Origin of the sequence: Pseudoalteromonas sp. SG41-1 (assembly GCF_014164575.1) — a bacterium.
Taxonomy (GTDB): Bacteria; Pseudomonadota; Gammaproteobacteria; order Enterobacterales; family Alteromonadaceae; genus Pseudoalteromonas; species Pseudoalteromonas rhizosphaerae.
Window position 1 is genome coordinate 44,582 of sequence record NZ_JACJFL010000002.1, and the last position, 18,948, is coordinate 63,529.

An 18,948-nucleotide genomic window follows, 5' to 3' on the forward strand; every position below is an offset into this window, starting at 1 on the left:
CTAGTTAAAGATATATCTTAATCGATTAAGTTTCAACATGGTAATCACACAATGATGAAGAATAAAGTTCAATTGATCACATATGCTGATCGAATCACTGGCCAAGATATCAACGCATTGACCGCACTTTTAAATGGTCCATTACACGGCGTGTTCGGAGGTGTCCACCTATTGCCATTCTACAATCCAATTGATGGTAGTGATGCAGGCTTTGACCCTATTGATCATAGTGCCGTGGATGAACGGATCGGTACTTGGCAAGACATTCAAGTGTTAGGAGCAGACTATGATCTGATGGCCGATTTGATTGTGAACCACGTATCGGCGCAATCCTTTCAGTTTCAGGATGTACTAGCAAAAGGTAAAGCATCACCGTTTTGGGATTTATTTTTAACTAAAGAAGATGTCTTTCCAAATGGTATGAGTGACGCCGAGCAAAAAGCGATTTATCGCCCGCGCCCTGGCAGTTGTTTTACTCCAATGCCATGTGGCGATGGTCAAACGTATGATTTTTGGACCACGTTTACCGATAATCAAATCGACATTAATGTTAAAGTTGCTGCGGGCGTTGCGTATTTAAATAATGTATTAACAAAGTTCTCTGCTAATAACGTTAATATTATTCGTTTAGATGCGGCGGGTTACGCGATTAAGCAAGCTGGCACAAACTGCTTTATGCTAGATGAAACGTTTGATTATTTAGATAAGTTATCGGCGCAAGCTAATGCATTGGGTATGGAAACAATTGCTGAAATTCACAGCCATTATCAAACTCAAGTTGACGTCGCAAAGCGGGTCAATATGGTTTATGACTTTGCATTACCACCATTGATTTTGCACAGCTTATTTACCAATAATAGTGATGCACTTGTAAAGTGGTTAAATATTTCACCACGTAATTGCTTAACAGTACTCGATACCCACGATGGCATTGGTATTATTGATGCGGGTCCAATGGGTGATAAGCCAGGATTATTAAATGCAGCGCAAATTGATAATCTAGTTGAAACTATTCATGCAAATAGCAATAACCAAAGCCGCCAAGCAACTGGGGCTGCTGCCAGTAATGTCGACTTGTACCAAGTAAATTGCACTTATTACAATGCGTTAGGTGCAAATGATTTTGACTATTTAGTTGCGCGCGCGATTCAATTTTTTGCACCCGGCGTACCACAAGTTTACTACGGTGGCTTATTCGCAGCTGAAAATGATATGGCGTTACTAGCAAAATCAAATGTAGGTCGTGATATTAATCGTCCATATTTAGATGCTGATATCATTGCGCAGTCTCTTGCAAAGCCTGTTGTACAGGGATTACTAAAATTAATTGAGATACGTAATACTCACAGTGCCTTTGCAGGTGAGTTTAGTGTTGAAGGTGATGACAATAGTTGTGCTTTAAAGTGGCTATTAAACGACAGTGAAATTGTCCTAAAAGTTAATTTTGCACGTCGCGAAGCGTTAATAATTGAACGCACTGGGAATGAGCAAATACTCACCTCACTAAATGATTTGTTAAACTAAATTAAACCTTACAATCAGTCACTTATCAGCCACTATGACCTAACTGTAATTGGTAGTTGATAAGTGCTTTTTGCTCTTCTTTGCTAATAAATAAATTAGCTGCTAACGATCCTTTTTCTTCACTATTTTGATGAATTGTTGTTAATGTTGGCATAGAGCGCTGCGCTTCATCAATGCCATCAAATCCAACAATTCGCAATTCTTGGGGTATTTTTATACCTATTTTAACTGCTTCGCGAATTGCCGCGAGGGCAATAAGATCACTCATACAAAGTAATACATTGGGTCTAGGTATGCAGTTGAGCGCCTCTTTTGCTGCGATGCTCGCATAACGTTCGCTACTTTCTGGAATATTCCAAGTTCTATCGTCACCTAAGGTAATGTTAACTTCGCTTAATGCTTTTTGATAACCTCGTAATCTTTGATGTGCAATTGATTGACCGGCTTCGCATTCATGGTGCTCATATACACGACACAATACATTTTCATCTAATAACCGCAGTCCCAATATAGCGACCTGATCAGCACTGCTTTTTAATACGTGTTTAGCCACTTCATAACTAGCTTGTTCGTTATCTATGTTTACTGAGGCATTACGATCAATATCAAAATCAACGGTAACCACATGTTTGGGTACAATTTTTAATTGATCTACAAGTGATTGATTGCGCGGACGACCATAACAAATAAAGCCATCAACAAAATCTAATACGCTGTTAAGGTTTTGACTATTTCCCGAAAATAATAATAAGTTAATATTGTTTTTTTCAAGGATAGAAGCCACACCACGCATAAAACTACTGGCCACAGGATCCGACACCATATACTCAATACTGTCAGGTAATACCAGCGCAACAATATTAAATTTACCACGGCGTAATGATTGCGCTGCTTTATTGGGTCCAAAATAGCCAAGCTCTTTACACGCCAATAAAATAGACTCGCGACGACTTTTTGATAGTTGATCTGGACGATTAAATGCATTTGAAACGGTGGCGTTAGAAACGCCTAATTCTTTGGCGATGCTTTTTAATGTCCAATGTTTTTTTTGGGTCATACGACTTCTCATGATAGTGAACGCGATTCACTAATAAATTACCATATTTCACGCTAAATCAAAGTGTTAATTATATTGTAGCGTGTATAGCAAGTTACGTAATTAGGTATTAGGAACAAGAATGAACTAGAAAGTGGTTGTTATTAATAATAAAGTACTGGCTTTTTTATATCTGCTAGCTTACTAACTCACACGTTACTGTTTGGGTGATTTTTCACAAAGTCGCCTTATCATTTATATCTTTACATATGTACCCTTTTTGATGATAAAGTACTGTTGTTTTCTATTTTGCTACAACTAATGAATTAAAAATTTTTTAGTTTTAGGCAAAGTATATTGTATGTAATGGCGATTATATGTTGCAAATTGCGTCCTCGATAACCCGTTCTGGATTGAAATAATAAAATTTATCAAAGGTAAATTATGAAAATGAATAGATTGATTTTGGCGTTACCGTTATTAGGAGCAAGCTCTATGGCGCTTGCTAATACGACCCATCAGCGCGTATTCAAGCCACAAGCTGCGATTGTTGAACGTGTGCATCATCATGGCGTTGAACACGGCCATAATGAAAAAGCACCAATAGCACAGCTGCAATCACAACCCCAAAAATTTAGTATGTTAATGATGCGTAGCCAAGCTGCAACAGTCAGCTGCGATTTAAATGCACTGGCTAATGCTAGTTCAACGAGCATTATTACAGAGCTTAAAAATCAAGGTAGTGGCTGTGTTAATGAACTATTTAGTGCATCAGCATCAACTCAGAGCCTAGTATTTAGTTCTGATAATATGTATGCGGTTGCTAATCATGCAAAGTCACTCTCACAGACTTATGCTGGCGGTGGTGACATTGAACTCGAGGCATTGTTCCTATATTTACGAGCTGGTTTTTATGCGGAATTTTACAACGACAACGTGAGCTTTAGCTCTTGGGTTACGCCTGCCGTAATTGATGCGATAGATGCTTTTGTAAACAACAGCCATTTTTATGACGATAATGACGGCCATGGTAAAACGCTTTCTGAAGTGATCATTACGATGGACAGCGCTGAACAGCAACATCGTTACTTGTATGTGGTGAAACAGTGGCTAACGCGTTTTAACGAAAGCTATGCTGCAAAATGGAATATACGCAGTGCGGTGAATGGTATTTTTACTTTGCTTTATCGCGGCCAGTGGAATGATGCATTTGTTACAGCTGTAGCTAGCGATACTGATTTAGTTACTAAGCTGAATGCATTTACCCAAAAGCAGTGGATGATTGACTCTGACGCACAATATTTAATTGTTAATGCAGCCAGTGAGCTTGCGCGCCTTAAGCAGTATTCCGACACTGCTATTCAAGCTACTGTTGATACTGGCTTAAAAGCGGTTTTTAGTACTTATAACAGCTTTGGCTATGGTGATGCAGTATGGCTTGCGGCGGCAGATTCTGTCAGTTATTACGCTGATTGTAATGACTATGGTATTTGTGGATTTGTTGATGAACTTACTCAGCAAGCGCTTTCGCAAAATTATAGCTGTAGTAGCACTATTAAAATTCGCTCACAAAATATGACTGCAGCACAACATACAGCTGCATGTGCTGCAATGGGCGCAGAAGAAGGTTTATTTCACACTAAACTTGCCACCAATAACACCCCAGTTGCCGATGATAACAACAGTTTTTTACAAGTAAATATATTTGATAGCAGCGATGATTATAGTAAATACGCAGGTGCGATTTTTGGCATTAACACCAATAATGGCGGCATGTATTTAGAAGGTGACCCCGCAGTTGTGGGTAATCAAGCAAATTTTATTGCCTATGAGGCGAGCTACGCCAATGCTGAGCATTACGTGTGGAATCTAGAGCATGAATATGTGCATTACTTAGATGGTCGTTTTGACTTATATGGAAACTTTAATTCACCAACTGAAGATATTGTGTGGTGGTCAGAAGGCGTTGCAGAATATGTTGCTAATCTTGATAACAATGACGCCGCTAAAAATACCATCAGTGATGGTTCGCGTTATACCTTAGCGCAAGTATTTGCCACTAACTATGACGGTTTTGATCAAGACCGTATTTATCGCTGGGGTTACTTAGCTGTGCGCTTTATGTTCGAACGCCATTACAGTGAAATTAATGCCATGCTTGCAGATACACGCATTGGTAATTGGAGTGCTTATAAAGCGAAAACTGTGCAGTGGGCAAATAATTATGAAAACGAGTTTGTACAATGGTGTGATGACTTAGTTGCAGGTACAACCACTAATACGCCACCAATCGCATACATCAATGGACCTTATGCCGGTATGCAAAACAATGAGATCAATTTTACGAGCAATGGCAGTATTGACAGTGACGGCTCAATTGTTAGTTATCAGTGGAGCTTTGGTGATGGCAGTAGTTCTAATCAAGCAAACCCGGTGCATACTTATACAACATCAGGACAATATAGCGTATCGTTAACGGTTGTTGATAACCAAGGTGCCAGCCAAACCGCATCAACATTGGCTAGTATTGAAGAGGATAGCAGCGTTGGTAACGGCGAGTTGATAAACGCTCAACCAATGACTATTGCTGGCGAGCAAGATGAGCTGTTGTATTTCAGCTTTGATGTACCGCAAGGTGCCAGCGACTTAGTGTTTAGCTTAAGTGGTGGCACGGGCGATGCTGATTTATATGTGAGTTATGCTGCTACACCAACAATGGATAGTTATGATTGTCGTCCATATGTCGGTGGTAATAGTGAACAATGTGTAATAAATCCTGCGCAAGCAGGTGTTTATCAAGTAATGGTTCGTGGCTATAACATGTTTGATAATGTGCAATTAACTGCTTCATACACAGGAGCAAGCAGTAGTGTACCTGATGCATGTGCTACCCAAGGTAGTCGTAGCAATGGCCGTTTAAATGACGGTGAAGTGATTTGTTTGGGTAACAGCGATCCTATGTGGTTTAGTATTGCTGACGTTCAAAGTCAAAGTGGTGTGGCGATAACCACCGCTAATGGCAGTGGCGACATCAGCCTAAGTTATTCAAACAGCAGCTGGCCAAATGGCAGTAATGAACAGGCTCAGTCCAGTAATAGCGGCAATAGCGAATGTATTTATATTAGTGATCAAAGCCAATATTGGGGTTATTTAAAGGTGTCGGGCAATAGTACTGGTGCAAATCTAGTGGTTGATTTTAATAGCCAAGGGTGTCGTTAAAATTATCATATTCAAAAAGTAAAGCACCTACAGCAAAGCCCATCTAGATGGGCTTTTTTTAGTGTTGTAACTTAAGCGTTAAAGTGAGTTTAGGTTACTCGTTTATACACCGCGAGTGGATGCGAAGTACTTAATGATACATGCACGCTATCGCCAGGGTATACCACGACTTCGTGGCTTACGCGGCTAGTAACCACTGTTTTACAGGCAAGCTCTACTGCACATAAACGACTCCCTCCTTCAAAGCGTACCCATACGACCACACCGTTGTTGCCGATCTCACCTTGTACTAGCATTACATCGTCGGGGCGAAGTAGGACATCCACCTCACCTTGTTGGCAATCTACGGCTAGAGCGGGCACATTGCCGATGGCTGTAGTTGCTTGATTATTATCAAAAAAACCGCTAATGAAACTTGCTTCACCTAAAAAACGTGCAACAAAGCGATTGTTGGGCACACTAAAACAACGCTCAGGAGTATCAAGTTGCTGGATTTTTCCGGCCTTGAGCACACCCACACGATCGCCTATTGATAAAGCTTCTTCTTGATCATGAGTCACCCAAATTGCAGGCACGCCAGCTTTTTTCAGGGCATTTCGGATATCCCAGCGCAGCATATCTTTTAGTGCCGCATCAAGGTTTGAAAGCGGCTCATCAAGTAACACAAAGTCAGGTTGGTGGGCAAGGGTACGTGCTAGTGCAACTCGTTGTTTTTGACCGCCTGAAAGGGTGGCTGGCTTTTTATGACGAAAATCATCAAGACCCAGAAGGGCTATCCAATGATCAGCAACGGCGGTATCTTTTAAACGAAAGCCAATGTTTTGCTCAACGGTTAAATGAGGGAATAACGCAAAGTCTTGAAATACCATACCTACGCTGCGTTTTTCAGGCGGCACAGTCAATTTTGGGGTAGCCTGCCATTTACCTAAGTTAATTTCACCTTCGCTAATAGGAATTAGTCCGGCGAGCGCTTGTAAAATTGTGCTTTTACCACAGCCCGTAGGGCCTACTAGCATGAGAATTTCACTTTCACCAAGCAACAAATTTAGGTCGCTTACTACACGGTTACTGCCATAATCTATAGACAACTGGCTTACAGATAGCATTTGTATTTAAATCCTCAATGTTCGAGTTGGTTACGTTTTTCGCCAGACATCATAATAGCTAAACCGCACGCAGAAATCAGTACTAACAATAACCCAGGAATAGCAGCACGACCAAAATAGCCCGCCTCATAAACACGCCATAAATAAGTCGATAGTGTTTCAAAACCAGTTGGGCCAAGTAATAAGGTTGCTTCTAATTCACGCATGGATTCTAAAAATACTAAAGCGGCACCGGCTATGATCCCACGCATTGTGAGTGGTAAAGTTATGCGGGTAAATGCTTCGCGCGGACTGGCGCCTAAGACCCGCGCAGATTTAACTAAACTTGGATCAAGGTGCTCAGTGCTAGTGCGCACAGAGCCTACCGCTAAGGGTAAAAAACGCAGCATATAGGCAATGATCAACAGCCCTAATGTTTGATATAAAAACGGCAATTGCAAACCACCGTAAACTAGCGCGGTGCCCATTACAATACCTGGAATACCAAAACCAAAGTAAGTAACACGCTCCATGATACGACCCGCTTTACCGCTAAGTGCAGCATGGGCAACAGGGATAGCTACAATCACCGCAACCACTGCAGCAATGGCTGAGGCATACGCTGAATTCCACGCGATGCTAAAATCAAATGAGCTAAAGCCATCACGCGCTAACCACAGCGAAAATATCGCCAGAGGTAAGCCAATGGCTAATAATAAAATAGGCGCAAAAGTGGCAAACATAGCCGCTAGTTGCCACTTACTAGGAAACAAAATTAATGGCCGGCCATGGCGTTCGCTAGCCGTTTTAATTTGTGACTCAATCAACAGTAAAAAGCCCACAATCACCAACAACTGTAACGATAACATTGCCGCACGACTTAACTCAAAAGCATTGTACTCGACATAAATAACCCGGGTAAAGGTATCAAGGCGCATCATTGCAGGTGTGCCAAAGTCAGACAAAGTATACAGGGCGACCAATAACGAACCTGCGGCAATGCCATTTACTACACGGGGTAAGATGACTTTAAATACACTTTCGGTCATCGACATACCTAAGGTGCGGGCCGCATTAACCATGCTTGCATCAAGACTAAGTAAAGATGAGCGGGTAGTCATCATTACAAATGGAAATGTGTAAAGAGTCATGACAATAGCTGCGCCGCTGAGTCCATCCATCGATGGCAGTTCAATACCAAGTAGATTATGTATCTCTCCGCCGGAGCCAAAAGCCGCATAAAGCGTAAATGCACCTATGTAACTGGGAATGGCTAGAGGCGCGGCAAAAAACACCAACCATACTTTTTTAAACGGTAAGCGCACATAAGCGCTGATAAATGCTAACGGTACTCCGATTAAAATAGAACCAATGACCGTTAATACCATCAAGGACAAAGTATTGCCGAGAATACTTAAATTATGATTATCAAACAAAGAGCTGGCATCAGTGGCCAGCGTTATTAAAATAAAGATAGGAGATAAAACAATAAGCGCTGCAAGCAGCGCCATTGGGTAAGAAGCTGGTAGTCGCATTACAGTACGCCGCTATTTCGCATCAAAGCTATGGTTGGCCGAAGATCAGCTAACTGTGTTAAGTCCACTTTGGGTGGTGAAATATTGGCTAAAGATGGTAACCCTTCAGGTAGAGGGACACCATTTACCAGCGGAATTTCATAGGCTTCACGAGCCAAGTAACCTTGCACTTCGATGCTTAATAAATAGCGCATAAAGTGAGTGGCAAGAGGGTCGTCGTTCAATGCCAAAATACCTGATGCATTGACTAAACAGCCAGCATCTTGTTGGGTAAATGCTAAATCAAGTTTGGCATCTGGTTTGCCTGATTTTAAACGTAAGGTGTAATAGTGATTAGCAAAACCAATATCCACTTCACCACGTTCAACGGCCATTACTACACCCAACTCACCGGCATAGGTTTTAGCACGCTTCTTAATCTTTTTCAGCCATTTCGCTGTTTTATCGTCACCTTCGAGAATACGCATTGCCGTTACAAATGATTGAAACGATGCATACGCAGGTGCCCAGCCAATGCTTAAGTCACTATCAGCAATGTCCATAATACTGGTTGGAATTTGCTCTTTGGTCAAACGCGAAGTGTTATAGGGTATGGTGCGCACACGACCGGTGACAGGGGCCCAATCTTTATAGCGAAACTGTGGTTGCAACTGCGCTGATAGATCACTCGGAATAGGTTGTGCAAGGCCGGCATCTGAAACCAAGCCAATAGCGCCAGAATCAACAGCCCAAAACAAATCGGCTCTACGCACCCCTGCTTTTGCTTCAGCAACAATGGTATTGGCTAAAGCTGCTGTAGGACCACGACGAATGCCTAGTTTAAAGTTGGGGTTTCTGTCTTGAATTGCTTGTAGCACATTTTCATACAAACCACCTTCACCACGACCTAGGTATAAGGTCAGCTCACCTTCAAGTTTAGGTAAGTCATCAACAGAAACTGGGTTTGCTATGTTGGCAGCTAGTGCGCGAGAAAGAGGCAATGGTAATGCACCGATTGCCCCAAACGCAGCTAGGCCTTGTATAAAGGTCCTACGCTTCACTTAAAATACATCCTTACGTGCTTTTTCGGCTTTTTCGAGTAATACCTTGGCGCGGTCTAATTTAGTGTGCATGCTACTTACCACATCGCGTACTTCATCAACACTTTTGTTATCTGAAATTGCTTTTGGCAGTGTCACGTTAAAATCTTTTTCTAATATTTCAACAAGTTTGGCATCTTGTTCGATAAGTGTGCCTTCAACACCTTCAAATAGGTGAAGGTAAGTATCGTGCACAATGCTGGTTGCTTCATCACTTAAACGCTCTGCATATTTGGCAATGACACGATCAAGTTTATGTTTAATTTCATCGATTGTAGCACTTTGAGTCATGCTTGTGGTTGCAGTTGCTTTAACGTTTGCAAGCAAACCTTTTTGTTGAAATTGCGCCGCTAGTTTAACTGCGCCAAGACCTTGCCACAAGGCAGCATTCATCGCTTGTTGTTCTTTACGAGCTTCAGTCGCCGGCTTGTTATTATCAATGGCCATTTTTACGCCATAAATACCTTGCCAGATTGACGCATATACCGGCACAAAATTTGTTTCAATCGCGCTGTGAAACTTCACTGATTCCCAATACTCGATTAGGTCATCGCTTTTTACTGCTTTTACGCCTTTGCTTTCATAGTCGCTTACCATGGTATCGACTTTGCCGATCATCCATTCAACTTCTTCTGAGTAATCTTTGATATTTGCTTGTAAGTGATTTACATGTTCGCCAATAGGGCCATTAGCAAATGCAGGTTGCGCAACAAATGCTGATACTAAAAGAAGGCTCACACCTAAGGTGGTAGCTGATTTAAATACTGCTTTCATAATAGAGGATCCGAAAGGTAATTGTAAATGATAGGCATTATCATATATGTAACCATGACTAAAATCAAGGATACTAATTTTACGGACTAAATTCTATTTTGTCTTTATTTATAAAGCATTTGGCGATATTAGGGACGTGCCAACGGGTCGTTGAGTTGTGGCTAAAGCAAAGCAGCTAAGAGGTTATTTCTTAGCTGCTAACTAAATTATAAGTTTAACCGTTTGATAAGTCGGATCTCCTCCCCATCGACATCTAATAACGCAGTGACGGTGATCAACATCGGTTCGCTACTCGCTGTGAATTTAAATTGATAGTTTTGTACTGCATAAGGCGCAATCTCCACAGGGTGTTTTTGTGTCATTACACTTTCAAGCTGTATAAAGGGCGTAGCTGTCAGTGTTATTTGCCCCGTTGTCGCACCTGAATAAGGGCCTGATAGGGTCGCGGTAAATAGCCAATCACCCGCGTTATTTTTAGTCTGAGTGAGTGTCATCCTAACTCCGTTGAAAGGGACATTAGCAGCACTAATTTCACGGGTTTTATTTAATCCTTGCCAATTAAGATCTTGTTCGACAACAATTGTTTGAGCTTGTGTTGACGCTGGTAAGTGAATGTTGTGGATACCGGGTTTTAAGAGCTGACGGAGATGGTGCTTGTTAAGCACCTTACCTGCAGTTGCAAAGCTAACTTGGGCGGCCAATTGCAGCTCAAAATCGGTAGGGTTTTCGACGCGTAAAAAGGCTTTGTTGTGGTGATAGTAAACACCAGAATTAATACCACTGAGTGCGCTAAAACCACTATTACCTAATAGGGTTTTATAGCGGTTAAATATAACTGCAAGTTCAGCATTTATGGCTGTATGGTTGCTCGGCTGAGGTAATTTTGCCATTAACTTACTCAGCTCGACATCGCAATTAACCAGTTTGCGCTGATGTTGTTGGCAGGTTCTAAACACTCGATTTAATAATTTATAACCTGTAAATAGCCACGGATCAGTAAGCTGTGTTTGGTTTTGTGCTGCTAAATTTAAATATTTAGCATCGCCAGCTGGCGTTGCAAATAAGTAAGGTGTGATCTGGTGATTGTTATTTTTACTTAATAAGCTGATTTTTTGTGTATCGAGTGCGGCTGTTATTTTAGTCGATAAAGCAAGGGTAAATGTTTGCCCAATGATATTCGTCCCGTTATCCGCTTTTAAGCCCACCGTTAGTTGGCTGCTCCCTAATGTAAGGTTTAAACCAAGTGTTGCGTGTTGAGCTAAAGCGGCTTTTAACTCAGGACTAAGTGCGATTTGCACAGGCTGAAAATCTTTGAAATTACGTGCGGTTATTATTAACCGCTCAGCATCTACTATTAATAGTTTTAGTAATTGGTCGTCATTCGCTTGCTCATTACCAATAAACGTAGTGCGGTATTGTTGGTTTTGCTCGCTGCGCTTGCCTTGCATGGCAATGCCTATTTCACCGCGCTGTAATTGTGCCGGTTCAAATTCAATTAAAGCAGCCACTTGGTGCTTATTTGTCAGATCGATTAACGCATTTACTTGTGGTGCGGGAAAGTCCATCACTGGGTGCGATACATCAGTAGTGAGAGCGGGGTTTATATCCAATCGAGATAAGGTATTTGAATCTGTATTTCGTAGCCAATAAGCATTACCATTTTGCTCCCACGGGCCTGATACAATATGAAAACTGGGTTTTATATTTTGCACAAAGTCAGCAAAGCCTTGCTCTATTGCCTGCCAATCTTTAAAAGTGTGTTTAAGGAGTGAATTGGCTGTGCTGAGCGTGGCGTCACTGTGTGGGTTGGCAAGCCTAAGTTGCTGCACAAAATATGCAAAATATTGTGCGCGTTCTGGAGAGCTTAAAAGGTAATGAATGATAAAAAAATTAAGGCCGCGTTTAAGTGCAGGATCATCGTTTATTTGCTCAAGAGTGGGTTTATCAGCACTGTAATATTGCTTTAAACCGGTCTCAATATAATTCATAGGGGCACGATCAAACACCATCACAGTCAGTTGTTTTTGCTTGGCATCGTAAACATGGTGAGCGACCGAGTCGGCTAAGCCTTCGGTGATCCAATTAGGCGCCCAGGTTGAATGACCGTTTAAAGCCATGTGAAAAGCATGCATGGTTTCGTGAATGACAATATAGCGTTGGTGATGCTCACGATGGCTTGGGAAGTTATATCCTGCGCGGTTATAAAACATAGTTTCGCCGCCTGCGGTTTTATGTACGCCTCTTAAAAAACCGTCATCAAGCATGGCCTCGCGCACTCTATCGCGGCTGCTACCATACACTACAGCGATACGCTGGCGTTCAATATTAGGTGGCTCCATACCGAATAGTGCAACATAGTGTGGATAAGCCATTTCTAAAAGCGCTAAATACAGCGTTACTTTTTCTTTTGGTAAATCACTCTTCAGTGCAAAGTGTTTACTTACCCACCAATCATATCCTCGGCTATTACCAATTTTGCCATCGCTATATGTATAGGGGATGGTTTTCCCTAAGAATGCAATGTCCATTTTGTGTAACGTACTGGTGTAACCTTGTACTGATAGGTCTACTTGCATCTGTTGTGGATCAGTTTCCATAGCACTTGACGTTGTTGTTTGTGGTTGTACGGTCTGCGCAGTATCGGCTTGCAGCTCTTTTTGACACGCGGCAAGTAACAGTAATAACAAAGTGAGTGAGAGTTTTTTCATAATTATAGTTGTTTTATGTGTATATTGTATGCAATATAAAATACTGTGTTTAATTGTGAAAGTAAACTATGAATAATAATCAAATACCAATAACAACCAACTCAGCAGCAAAGCAGAGTAAGCAAACCCCAGCTAATAAAGGCTTTGGTGTGGCATTTTATATTGCAAACACCATGGAAATTTTTGAGCGCTTAGCTTGGTATGGCTTTTTTGCGGTTTCATCTGTCTATATGACTACCCCAGTTGAACAAGGTGGGGTGGGCTTTAATGATGCACAGCGTGGTGCTGTGCAAGGTATTATTCCTTTCTTTTTATATTTATTACCGGTGTTAACAGGCGCGCTGGCTGATCGGTATGGTTATAAAAGGCTGTTTATAATTTCCTTTATAATTATGGCGCCAGGTTACTACTTTTTAGGCCAAGTAACTGGCTTTAATTCGTTCTTTATGATTTTAATGTTGGTGGCATTTGGTGCGGCGTGTTTTAAACCTGTGGTGGTTGGTACTATAAGTCGCAGCACGAATGATACTAACCGTGGCCTAGGGTTTGGTATTTTTTACACTATGGTTAATTTGGGCGGCTTTATTGGCCCATTAGTCGCCGGTTATATGCGTGCGATCAGCTGGGATGCGGTATTTGTAATGTCGGCCGTGTGGATTTTGCTTAACTTTATTCCGCTGTTATTTTATCGCGAAACAACCCCATCTTCGCAAGCAAATACCAGCCTTAAGCAGGTATTACAACAAGCTCAACAAGTATTAGGCAACAGCCGCTTTGCACTGTTGTTATTTACTTGTGTGATTATTCTAATGACCGCAGGCGTGAGTTGGCTCAGTTATACGCAAGCTTTTGTATTAATTGCTCTATGGTTAGGGACAAACTGGTTGTGGGATAAAAGTGTCAGTACTAAGCAAAGCCATAACTGGCACTTACAGCCGGTGCGGGTAAGTAACCGTAATTTTGCCTTGTACTTAGCCATATTGACAGGGTTTTGGACTGTGTATAATCAGCTATTTTACACTTTACCGTTGTTTATACGCGATTATACAAACACTCAAGACTTAGTTGTTTTACTCAGTTACTTTGGTCAATCAACAGTGGATTTTTTTGCGTTTGTTGATAGTGGAGCATTGAGTGAAAAAATTCAGCTTCTATCAGTCAATTATGCATCTTCATCACCTTTAGCGAGCACTGAGCTTGAAGCAATACGCCTTGAATTAGTGCATTTAAAAGTAAACGTGCCAGTGAGCGAAATAGCGCTTTTTATTGAGCAAATAGCGACTAGCGACTTTACCCTGCAACAAAGTAAACAACTTGCCCAGCAATGGCTGGTTTACCGACAAGTTAATCCCGAGTACCTGATTAATTTAGACTTTGCGGCCATAGTATTATTACAAATAATCATTAGTGTAAAATGCCAGAGATTTAAGGTGATATCGGTTTTGATCAGTGGTTTGATTGTTACTGCGGGTGCCTTTTTAGTGTTATTGCTAATGAGCGCGGGTTTATTAATGACGCAACTGGGCGGAGCGGTCATGATCACGGTTATTTTATTGATTGCCTTGGGTGAAATGCTCACCTCGCCAAAAAGCCAAGAATATGTTGCCAGTATTGCCCCTAAAGATAGCGCTGCAATGTTTATGGGTTATTATTTTGTATCTATGGCACTGGGTTTTTTATTTGCTGGTTTTTTATCAGGTTGGAGCTATGGTTACTTAGTGAAAGAGCTGCAACGTCCGGCACTCATGTGGCTATTATTTGCAATGATCGCGCTTTTCACTGGCTTTGGTTTTTACCTTCTAGCGCGAAATAATAAGGATACCCACAGTGAAACTTAAACAGCGACTTATTTTAATAGCTGCCATGCTGATGTTGAGCTTACAAGCCACAGCAAATGACCCAGTGAGCGGTGAAAATAGTCATTATAAAAATTTAATTGATCGCACGGGAAGTCCATATTATATGCAAGACTTTGCTAGAGGCGAGCATCATCGCTTTAGTCCATTATTTGACTTAGGTGCATGGCATGGTCATTTACTGCCAAGCGATGACAATATCGGAAGCTTTACCGGGCCTGCAATTATTAGCGAAGAATACCTTAATTTTATCGCTCCTTATTTAGAAAAGCTCAGCGTCTATATAGACCAAAGTCATAAAGTTAAACTCGCCATGAATAGTTACAGCTTGCCGGGTGCTTTAGTGCAAGAATTAACGGGTGATGGCGTAAGTATTCGCATGGAGTTAAGTTTTGTAAGTAATCGTACTTCGTTAGTTAAAACACAGATCACAACCAAAAAACCACTCATTTTGCGCTGGGAAGGGCGGTTAGTGAGTAAGTTAACAGCTCAAGACGGTATCGCAAAAGATGCGCGTTCACCTTTTGAAGTATACCCGCAACTGTTACCTCAATGGCAAGTGAGTGATAATACTATCACGCTAAAGTTTGGCAAAGTGCGTGCACATGGCCAGTTACTAACTTCTGGCAGCTCGCAGTTACAATTGCATAAAACGCTATCAGTCAACACCACTCATGAAGCATTAAGCTATGCAAGTGACACAACAATTGATAGCGATACCACGTTTTACACAACTTATTCGTACTTATTAAATAGCCAAGAAGCGGCAAACGAGCAGGCTATTATAAAAGATGTTTTAAACCAGCCCGAGCTGTATTTAGCCCGCAGTGCCACGCGTTGGCAAGGGTATATTAATAGTGCGCTGCGCCCGTTAGCCAGTGCCGATGAAAGGCATAAAAAGTTAGCCGTCAAAAGTATTGAAACCTTGATTGGTAATTGGCGTTCTAAAGCCGGTGCTGTTGGCTTTGATACCGTAAGTCCTGCCGTGACGGGACGCTGGTTTTCCGGTAATCAGACTTGGCCGTGGGATAGTTATAAGCACGCTTTTGCCCTGGCGACTTTTCACCCAGTACTCGCAAAGCAAAATCTCAATGCGGTATTTGAGCACCAAATAACAGCAAATGATGCTGTAAGACCGTGGGATGTAGGGTTTATTCCTGATTTAGTGGCTTATAATTTAAGCCCTGAACGGGGTGGTGATGGGACTAACTGGAACGAACGTAATACTAAACCCAGTTTAGCCGCTTGGGCTGTGTGGCAAGTTTATGAGTACACAAATGATAAGCAGTGGCTTGCGGAAATATTCCCAAAGTTGGTCAGCTATAGAAACTGGTGGCTAACTAATCGAGATCACAATGGCAATGGTGTGCCAGAGTATGGCGCAACAGTTGATAAGGCCCATACAACGGATGACGGTAAATTACGCTTTGAGGTGCAAACAGCAACGGGTTGGGCTGCGCAAAGTGGTCTTGAAAATTATAAGGATCAGCTTATCGCCCATCCACAAAAACAGATAAAGATCCCTGCGCAAACAGCGGCATCGTGGGAGTCGGGCCGAGATGATGCAGCGGTGTTTGGTTTCATTAGCAGTGAACAACTCGCGAAGTATATAAAAAATGGCGGTAAAGCCACTGATTGGCACGTAGGTTTTGCCGAAAATTTTGATAAAGCGGGGCGTTTGATTGGCTACTCATTACTGCAAGAATCAGTCGATCAGGCATCATACATGGCAGCGGATAATCGCTATTTAAGTAAAATTGCTAAAGAGCTGAATTATCCTCGCCAAGCGAGTTATTTTTTAAAACAAGCAACCAAACTAAGAGCGTATATAAATCGATGTATGTTCGATAGAACAACTGGCTATTATTATGACATTGAAATAGCACCACAACCGTTAGCAAGTGGCTGTGCAGGCAAGCCGTTAGTTAAGCGCGGTAAAGGCCCTGAAGGCTGGTCGCCGCTATTTAATCAAGTAGCCACGGTTGAACAAGCGCAGCAAGTGGTTGATGTAATGCTTGATGAAAAAGAGTTCAATACCTACGTACCACTTGGCAGCGCGGCTTTGAGCAACCCTGCTTTTGGTGCAGATATCTATTGGCGAGGTCGAGTATGGCTTGATCAGCTGTATTTTGGTTTGGTGGGTATGAGTCATTACGGTTATTGTGAAAAGGCGCAGCAACTCAGTGAGCAACTACTTACTCATGCTGATGGCTTATTGGCCAGTGCTCCTATTCGCGAAAATTACAATCCTTTGACGGGCGAACAACAAGGCGCGCCTAATTTCTCGTGGAGTGCCGCGCATTTATTGTTGATAATGCAAAAACAAGGACGTTGGTGTGAGTAGGGCTAAATAAATATTGATATAAACGTTCAATTAAAGGCTAAGTATGTGTGAAATAAATGCTCAACAGCTTATGCAAAACAATAAAATAATACTCTTTGACGGGCAGTGTAAGCTTTGTAATGCATGGTGTAATTTTATTATTAAGCACGATAAAAAGCTGTGTTTTAAATTATGCAGTGTGCAGTCTTTAAAAGGCCAAGCAATCCTCACGCACTTTGGTTACCCAACAGCTAATTTTAAAACCATGATCTATGTTGAAAATAATCAGTGTGTTACCAAAAGTGATGGTGTGATTAATGTTGTTTCACAGTTGGGTTGGCCATGGCCCTTAGCTAACATATTACGAATAATACCGAAACGGATACGCAACTGGGGGTATGATGCCATTGCACTTAACCGGTATCGCTTATTTGGAAAATATAATTATTGCGTGATCCCAAGTCATGAGTATGATCACCACTACTTATAATTTCTTTACAAGGCGGACTGTTGGCAGGTTATTTGGTTAAACTTAATATACTGTTTTTAGTGTTTAGTGCTGGACTATATGCTCAAAATGACACCCATGATGACTCTGCAATCGTGGTAGATGTTCGCGACAGAATTAATCTGCGGATGCAAAATACCGCCCAGTGGTTAGACGATTTACTCGGTGAAGAGGTTAACCCAAACAAAGCCCATGCGAGAGGTTTTTTGCGGTTAGGCTGGCTTCCCCGCAGTGCTGATCTAGCTGAAACAGAAGTACGCTTTAAAGTATCATTAAGCTTACCTAGCTGGGAAAACCGCTTAAATCTAATAATAGATAATGACGCTGACGAATTTAGCCGGTTGCCTTTTGAAATCGACTCCCCAGCTAATCAAAACAATGGTACTGAAGACATAAATGCTGCGCTGCAATTTTTAGTTGAGCGTACCGCTAACTTAGAGGTTGATAATCGTGTTGGCATATCACGTAGCCAACTTTATGGACGCAGTGCACTTCGTTGGAATAAAACATTTAATCAAACGCAGTACTTTGCATCTGCCGGCTTAGAGTATTACTTCTCTGATGGCTTTGGTTACTTTATTAAGCTCTCCAGTGATACTAAGATCAATGAGTTTTATTCGCTGAATGTCTCTGCTAATTACCGTGAAATTGATGACGAAATAGATAGCGAAATGCGCTCAGGTGTTTATTTAAGTTATATACCCGATGCGCAGCGAGCCGCAGTGTTTGGTGCCAATGTACAGAATAGTTTTGATGACTTTACTATCTATACAGTATCGTACCGTTACCGGCAGCAAGTAAAATACAGTTGGCTGTTTTATGAATTAGAGCCGTTTATAGAATACCGAGAAGAACTCAATTATCGCGACGAAGTAGGATTCGCGATTCGTTTAATTGGCTATTATGGCCAGTGATAATGACTAGTTTTTATCTATTATGATAAAATCCCCTCAGTTTAATTTTGTAGAGATAGATCATGGCTAGCACCGCACACGCATTACACATTTTAGTTAAGCATAAAGAACTTGCCGAAGACATAATTCAGCAGTTAAAAAAAGGCGCTAAGTTCCATGTGCTCGCTAAAAAACATTCCTCTTGCCCATCGGGTAAAAAAGGGGGTGATTTAGGCGAATTTAAACGTGGCCAAATGGTTCCGCAATTTGATAAAGTGGCTTTTGGCGCAGAAATATTAGAACCACATTTAGTAAAAACTAAATTTGGTTGGCATGTGATAAAAGTGCTTTATAGAACGTAAGAGTAAAGTTAGCTAGAAAAACGAGTGACTTCGATTTAACGAAAAA

13 protein-coding genes are annotated in these 18,948 nt (G+C 41.5%); 7 read left to right on the forward strand and 6 right to left on the reverse strand.

The window, feature by feature from the left end; all coding sequences use genetic code 11:
• Positions 1–51: 51 nt before the first annotated feature.
• The gene (gene gtfA / locus H5203_RS01820) at positions 52–1,524 is read left to right on the forward strand and encodes a sucrose phosphorylase (protein ID WP_145234502.1); all 1,473 of its coding nucleotides are present in this window, start codon (positions 52–54) and stop codon (positions 1,522–1,524) included.
• A 25-nt stretch (positions 1,525–1,549) separates the two neighbouring features.
• Here the strand turns inward: gtfA and H5203_RS01825 are convergent, their stop codons facing one another.
• Complete coding sequence (locus H5203_RS01825; RefSeq protein WP_145234500.1) at positions 1,550–2,581, reverse strand: LacI family DNA-binding transcriptional regulator; 1,032 nt, start codon at positions 2,579–2,581, stop codon at positions 1,550–1,552.
• Between the two features lie 423 nt (positions 2,582–3,004).
• Here H5203_RS01825 and H5203_RS01830 point away from each other — a divergent pair, with 423 nt between their 5' ends.
• The gene (locus tag H5203_RS01830; RefSeq protein ID WP_182819279.1) at positions 3,005–5,779 is read left to right on the forward strand and encodes a collagenase; all 2,775 of its coding nucleotides are present in this window, start codon (positions 3,005–3,007) and stop codon (positions 5,777–5,779) included.
• A gap of 89 nt (positions 5,780–5,868) precedes the next feature.
• Here H5203_RS01830 and H5203_RS01835 read toward each other — a convergent pair whose 3' ends face one another.
• The 5 genes from H5203_RS01835 to H5203_RS01855 form a co-directional block, all read right to left on the reverse strand.
• Entirely contained in the window at positions 5,869–6,885 is a 1,017-nt protein-coding gene (locus H5203_RS01835; RefSeq protein WP_145234496.1) for an ABC transporter ATP-binding protein, read from the reverse strand.
• 14 nt (positions 6,886–6,899) lie between these two features.
• Entirely contained in the window at positions 6,900–8,399 is a 1,500-nt protein-coding gene (locus H5203_RS01840) for an iron ABC transporter permease (RefSeq protein WP_145234494.1), read from the reverse strand.
• Entirely contained in the window at positions 8,399–9,439 is a 1,041-nt protein-coding gene (locus H5203_RS01845) for an extracellular solute-binding protein (RefSeq protein WP_145234493.1), read from the reverse strand. The genes H5203_RS01840 and H5203_RS01845 overlap by 1 nt, the downstream gene beginning before the upstream one ends.
• The gene (locus H5203_RS01850) at positions 9,440–10,252 is read right to left on the reverse strand and encodes a hypothetical protein (protein WP_145234491.1); all 813 of its coding nucleotides are present in this window, start codon (positions 10,250–10,252) and stop codon (positions 9,440–9,442) included. It lies immediately after the preceding gene.
• A 206-nt stretch (positions 10,253–10,458) separates the two neighbouring features.
• The gene (locus tag H5203_RS01855; protein WP_145234489.1) at positions 10,459–12,960 is read right to left on the reverse strand and encodes a hypothetical protein; all 2,502 of its coding nucleotides are present in this window, start codon (positions 12,958–12,960) and stop codon (positions 10,459–10,461) included.
• A 68-nt stretch (positions 12,961–13,028) separates the two neighbouring features.
• Here H5203_RS01855 and H5203_RS01860 point away from each other — a divergent pair, with 68 nt between their 5' ends.
• The 5 genes from H5203_RS01860 to ppiC all read left to right on the forward strand — a co-directional run bounded on the left by H5203_RS01860 (position 13,029) and on the right by ppiC (position 18,902).
• A complete protein-coding gene (locus H5203_RS01860; protein ID WP_182819280.1) occupies positions 13,029–14,798 on the forward strand; it encodes an MFS transporter in 1,770 nt (589 codons plus the stop codon).
• Positions 14,788–17,160: an alpha-glucosidase gene (ygjK, locus tag H5203_RS01865; protein ID WP_145234486.1), complete on the forward strand. Its 2,373-nt coding sequence runs from the start codon at positions 14,788–14,790 to the stop codon at positions 17,158–17,160. Before H5203_RS01860 ends, ygjK begins: the two co-directional genes overlap by 11 nt.
• Positions 17,161–17,203: 43 nt before the next feature.
• Entirely contained in the window at positions 17,204–17,629 is a 426-nt protein-coding gene (locus H5203_RS01870; protein WP_145234484.1) for a thiol-disulfide oxidoreductase DCC family protein, read from the forward strand.
• 20 nt (positions 17,630–17,649) lie between these two features.
• Positions 17,650–18,561: a hypothetical protein gene (locus tag H5203_RS01875; protein WP_145234482.1), complete on the forward strand. Its 912-nt coding sequence runs from the start codon at positions 17,650–17,652 to the stop codon at positions 18,559–18,561.
• A gap of 62 nt (positions 18,562–18,623) precedes the next feature.
• The gene (gene ppiC, locus H5203_RS01880; RefSeq protein ID WP_145234480.1) at positions 18,624–18,902 is read left to right on the forward strand and encodes a peptidylprolyl isomerase PpiC; all 279 of its coding nucleotides are present in this window, start codon (positions 18,624–18,626) and stop codon (positions 18,900–18,902) included.
• Positions 18,903–18,948 lie beyond the last annotated feature (46 nt).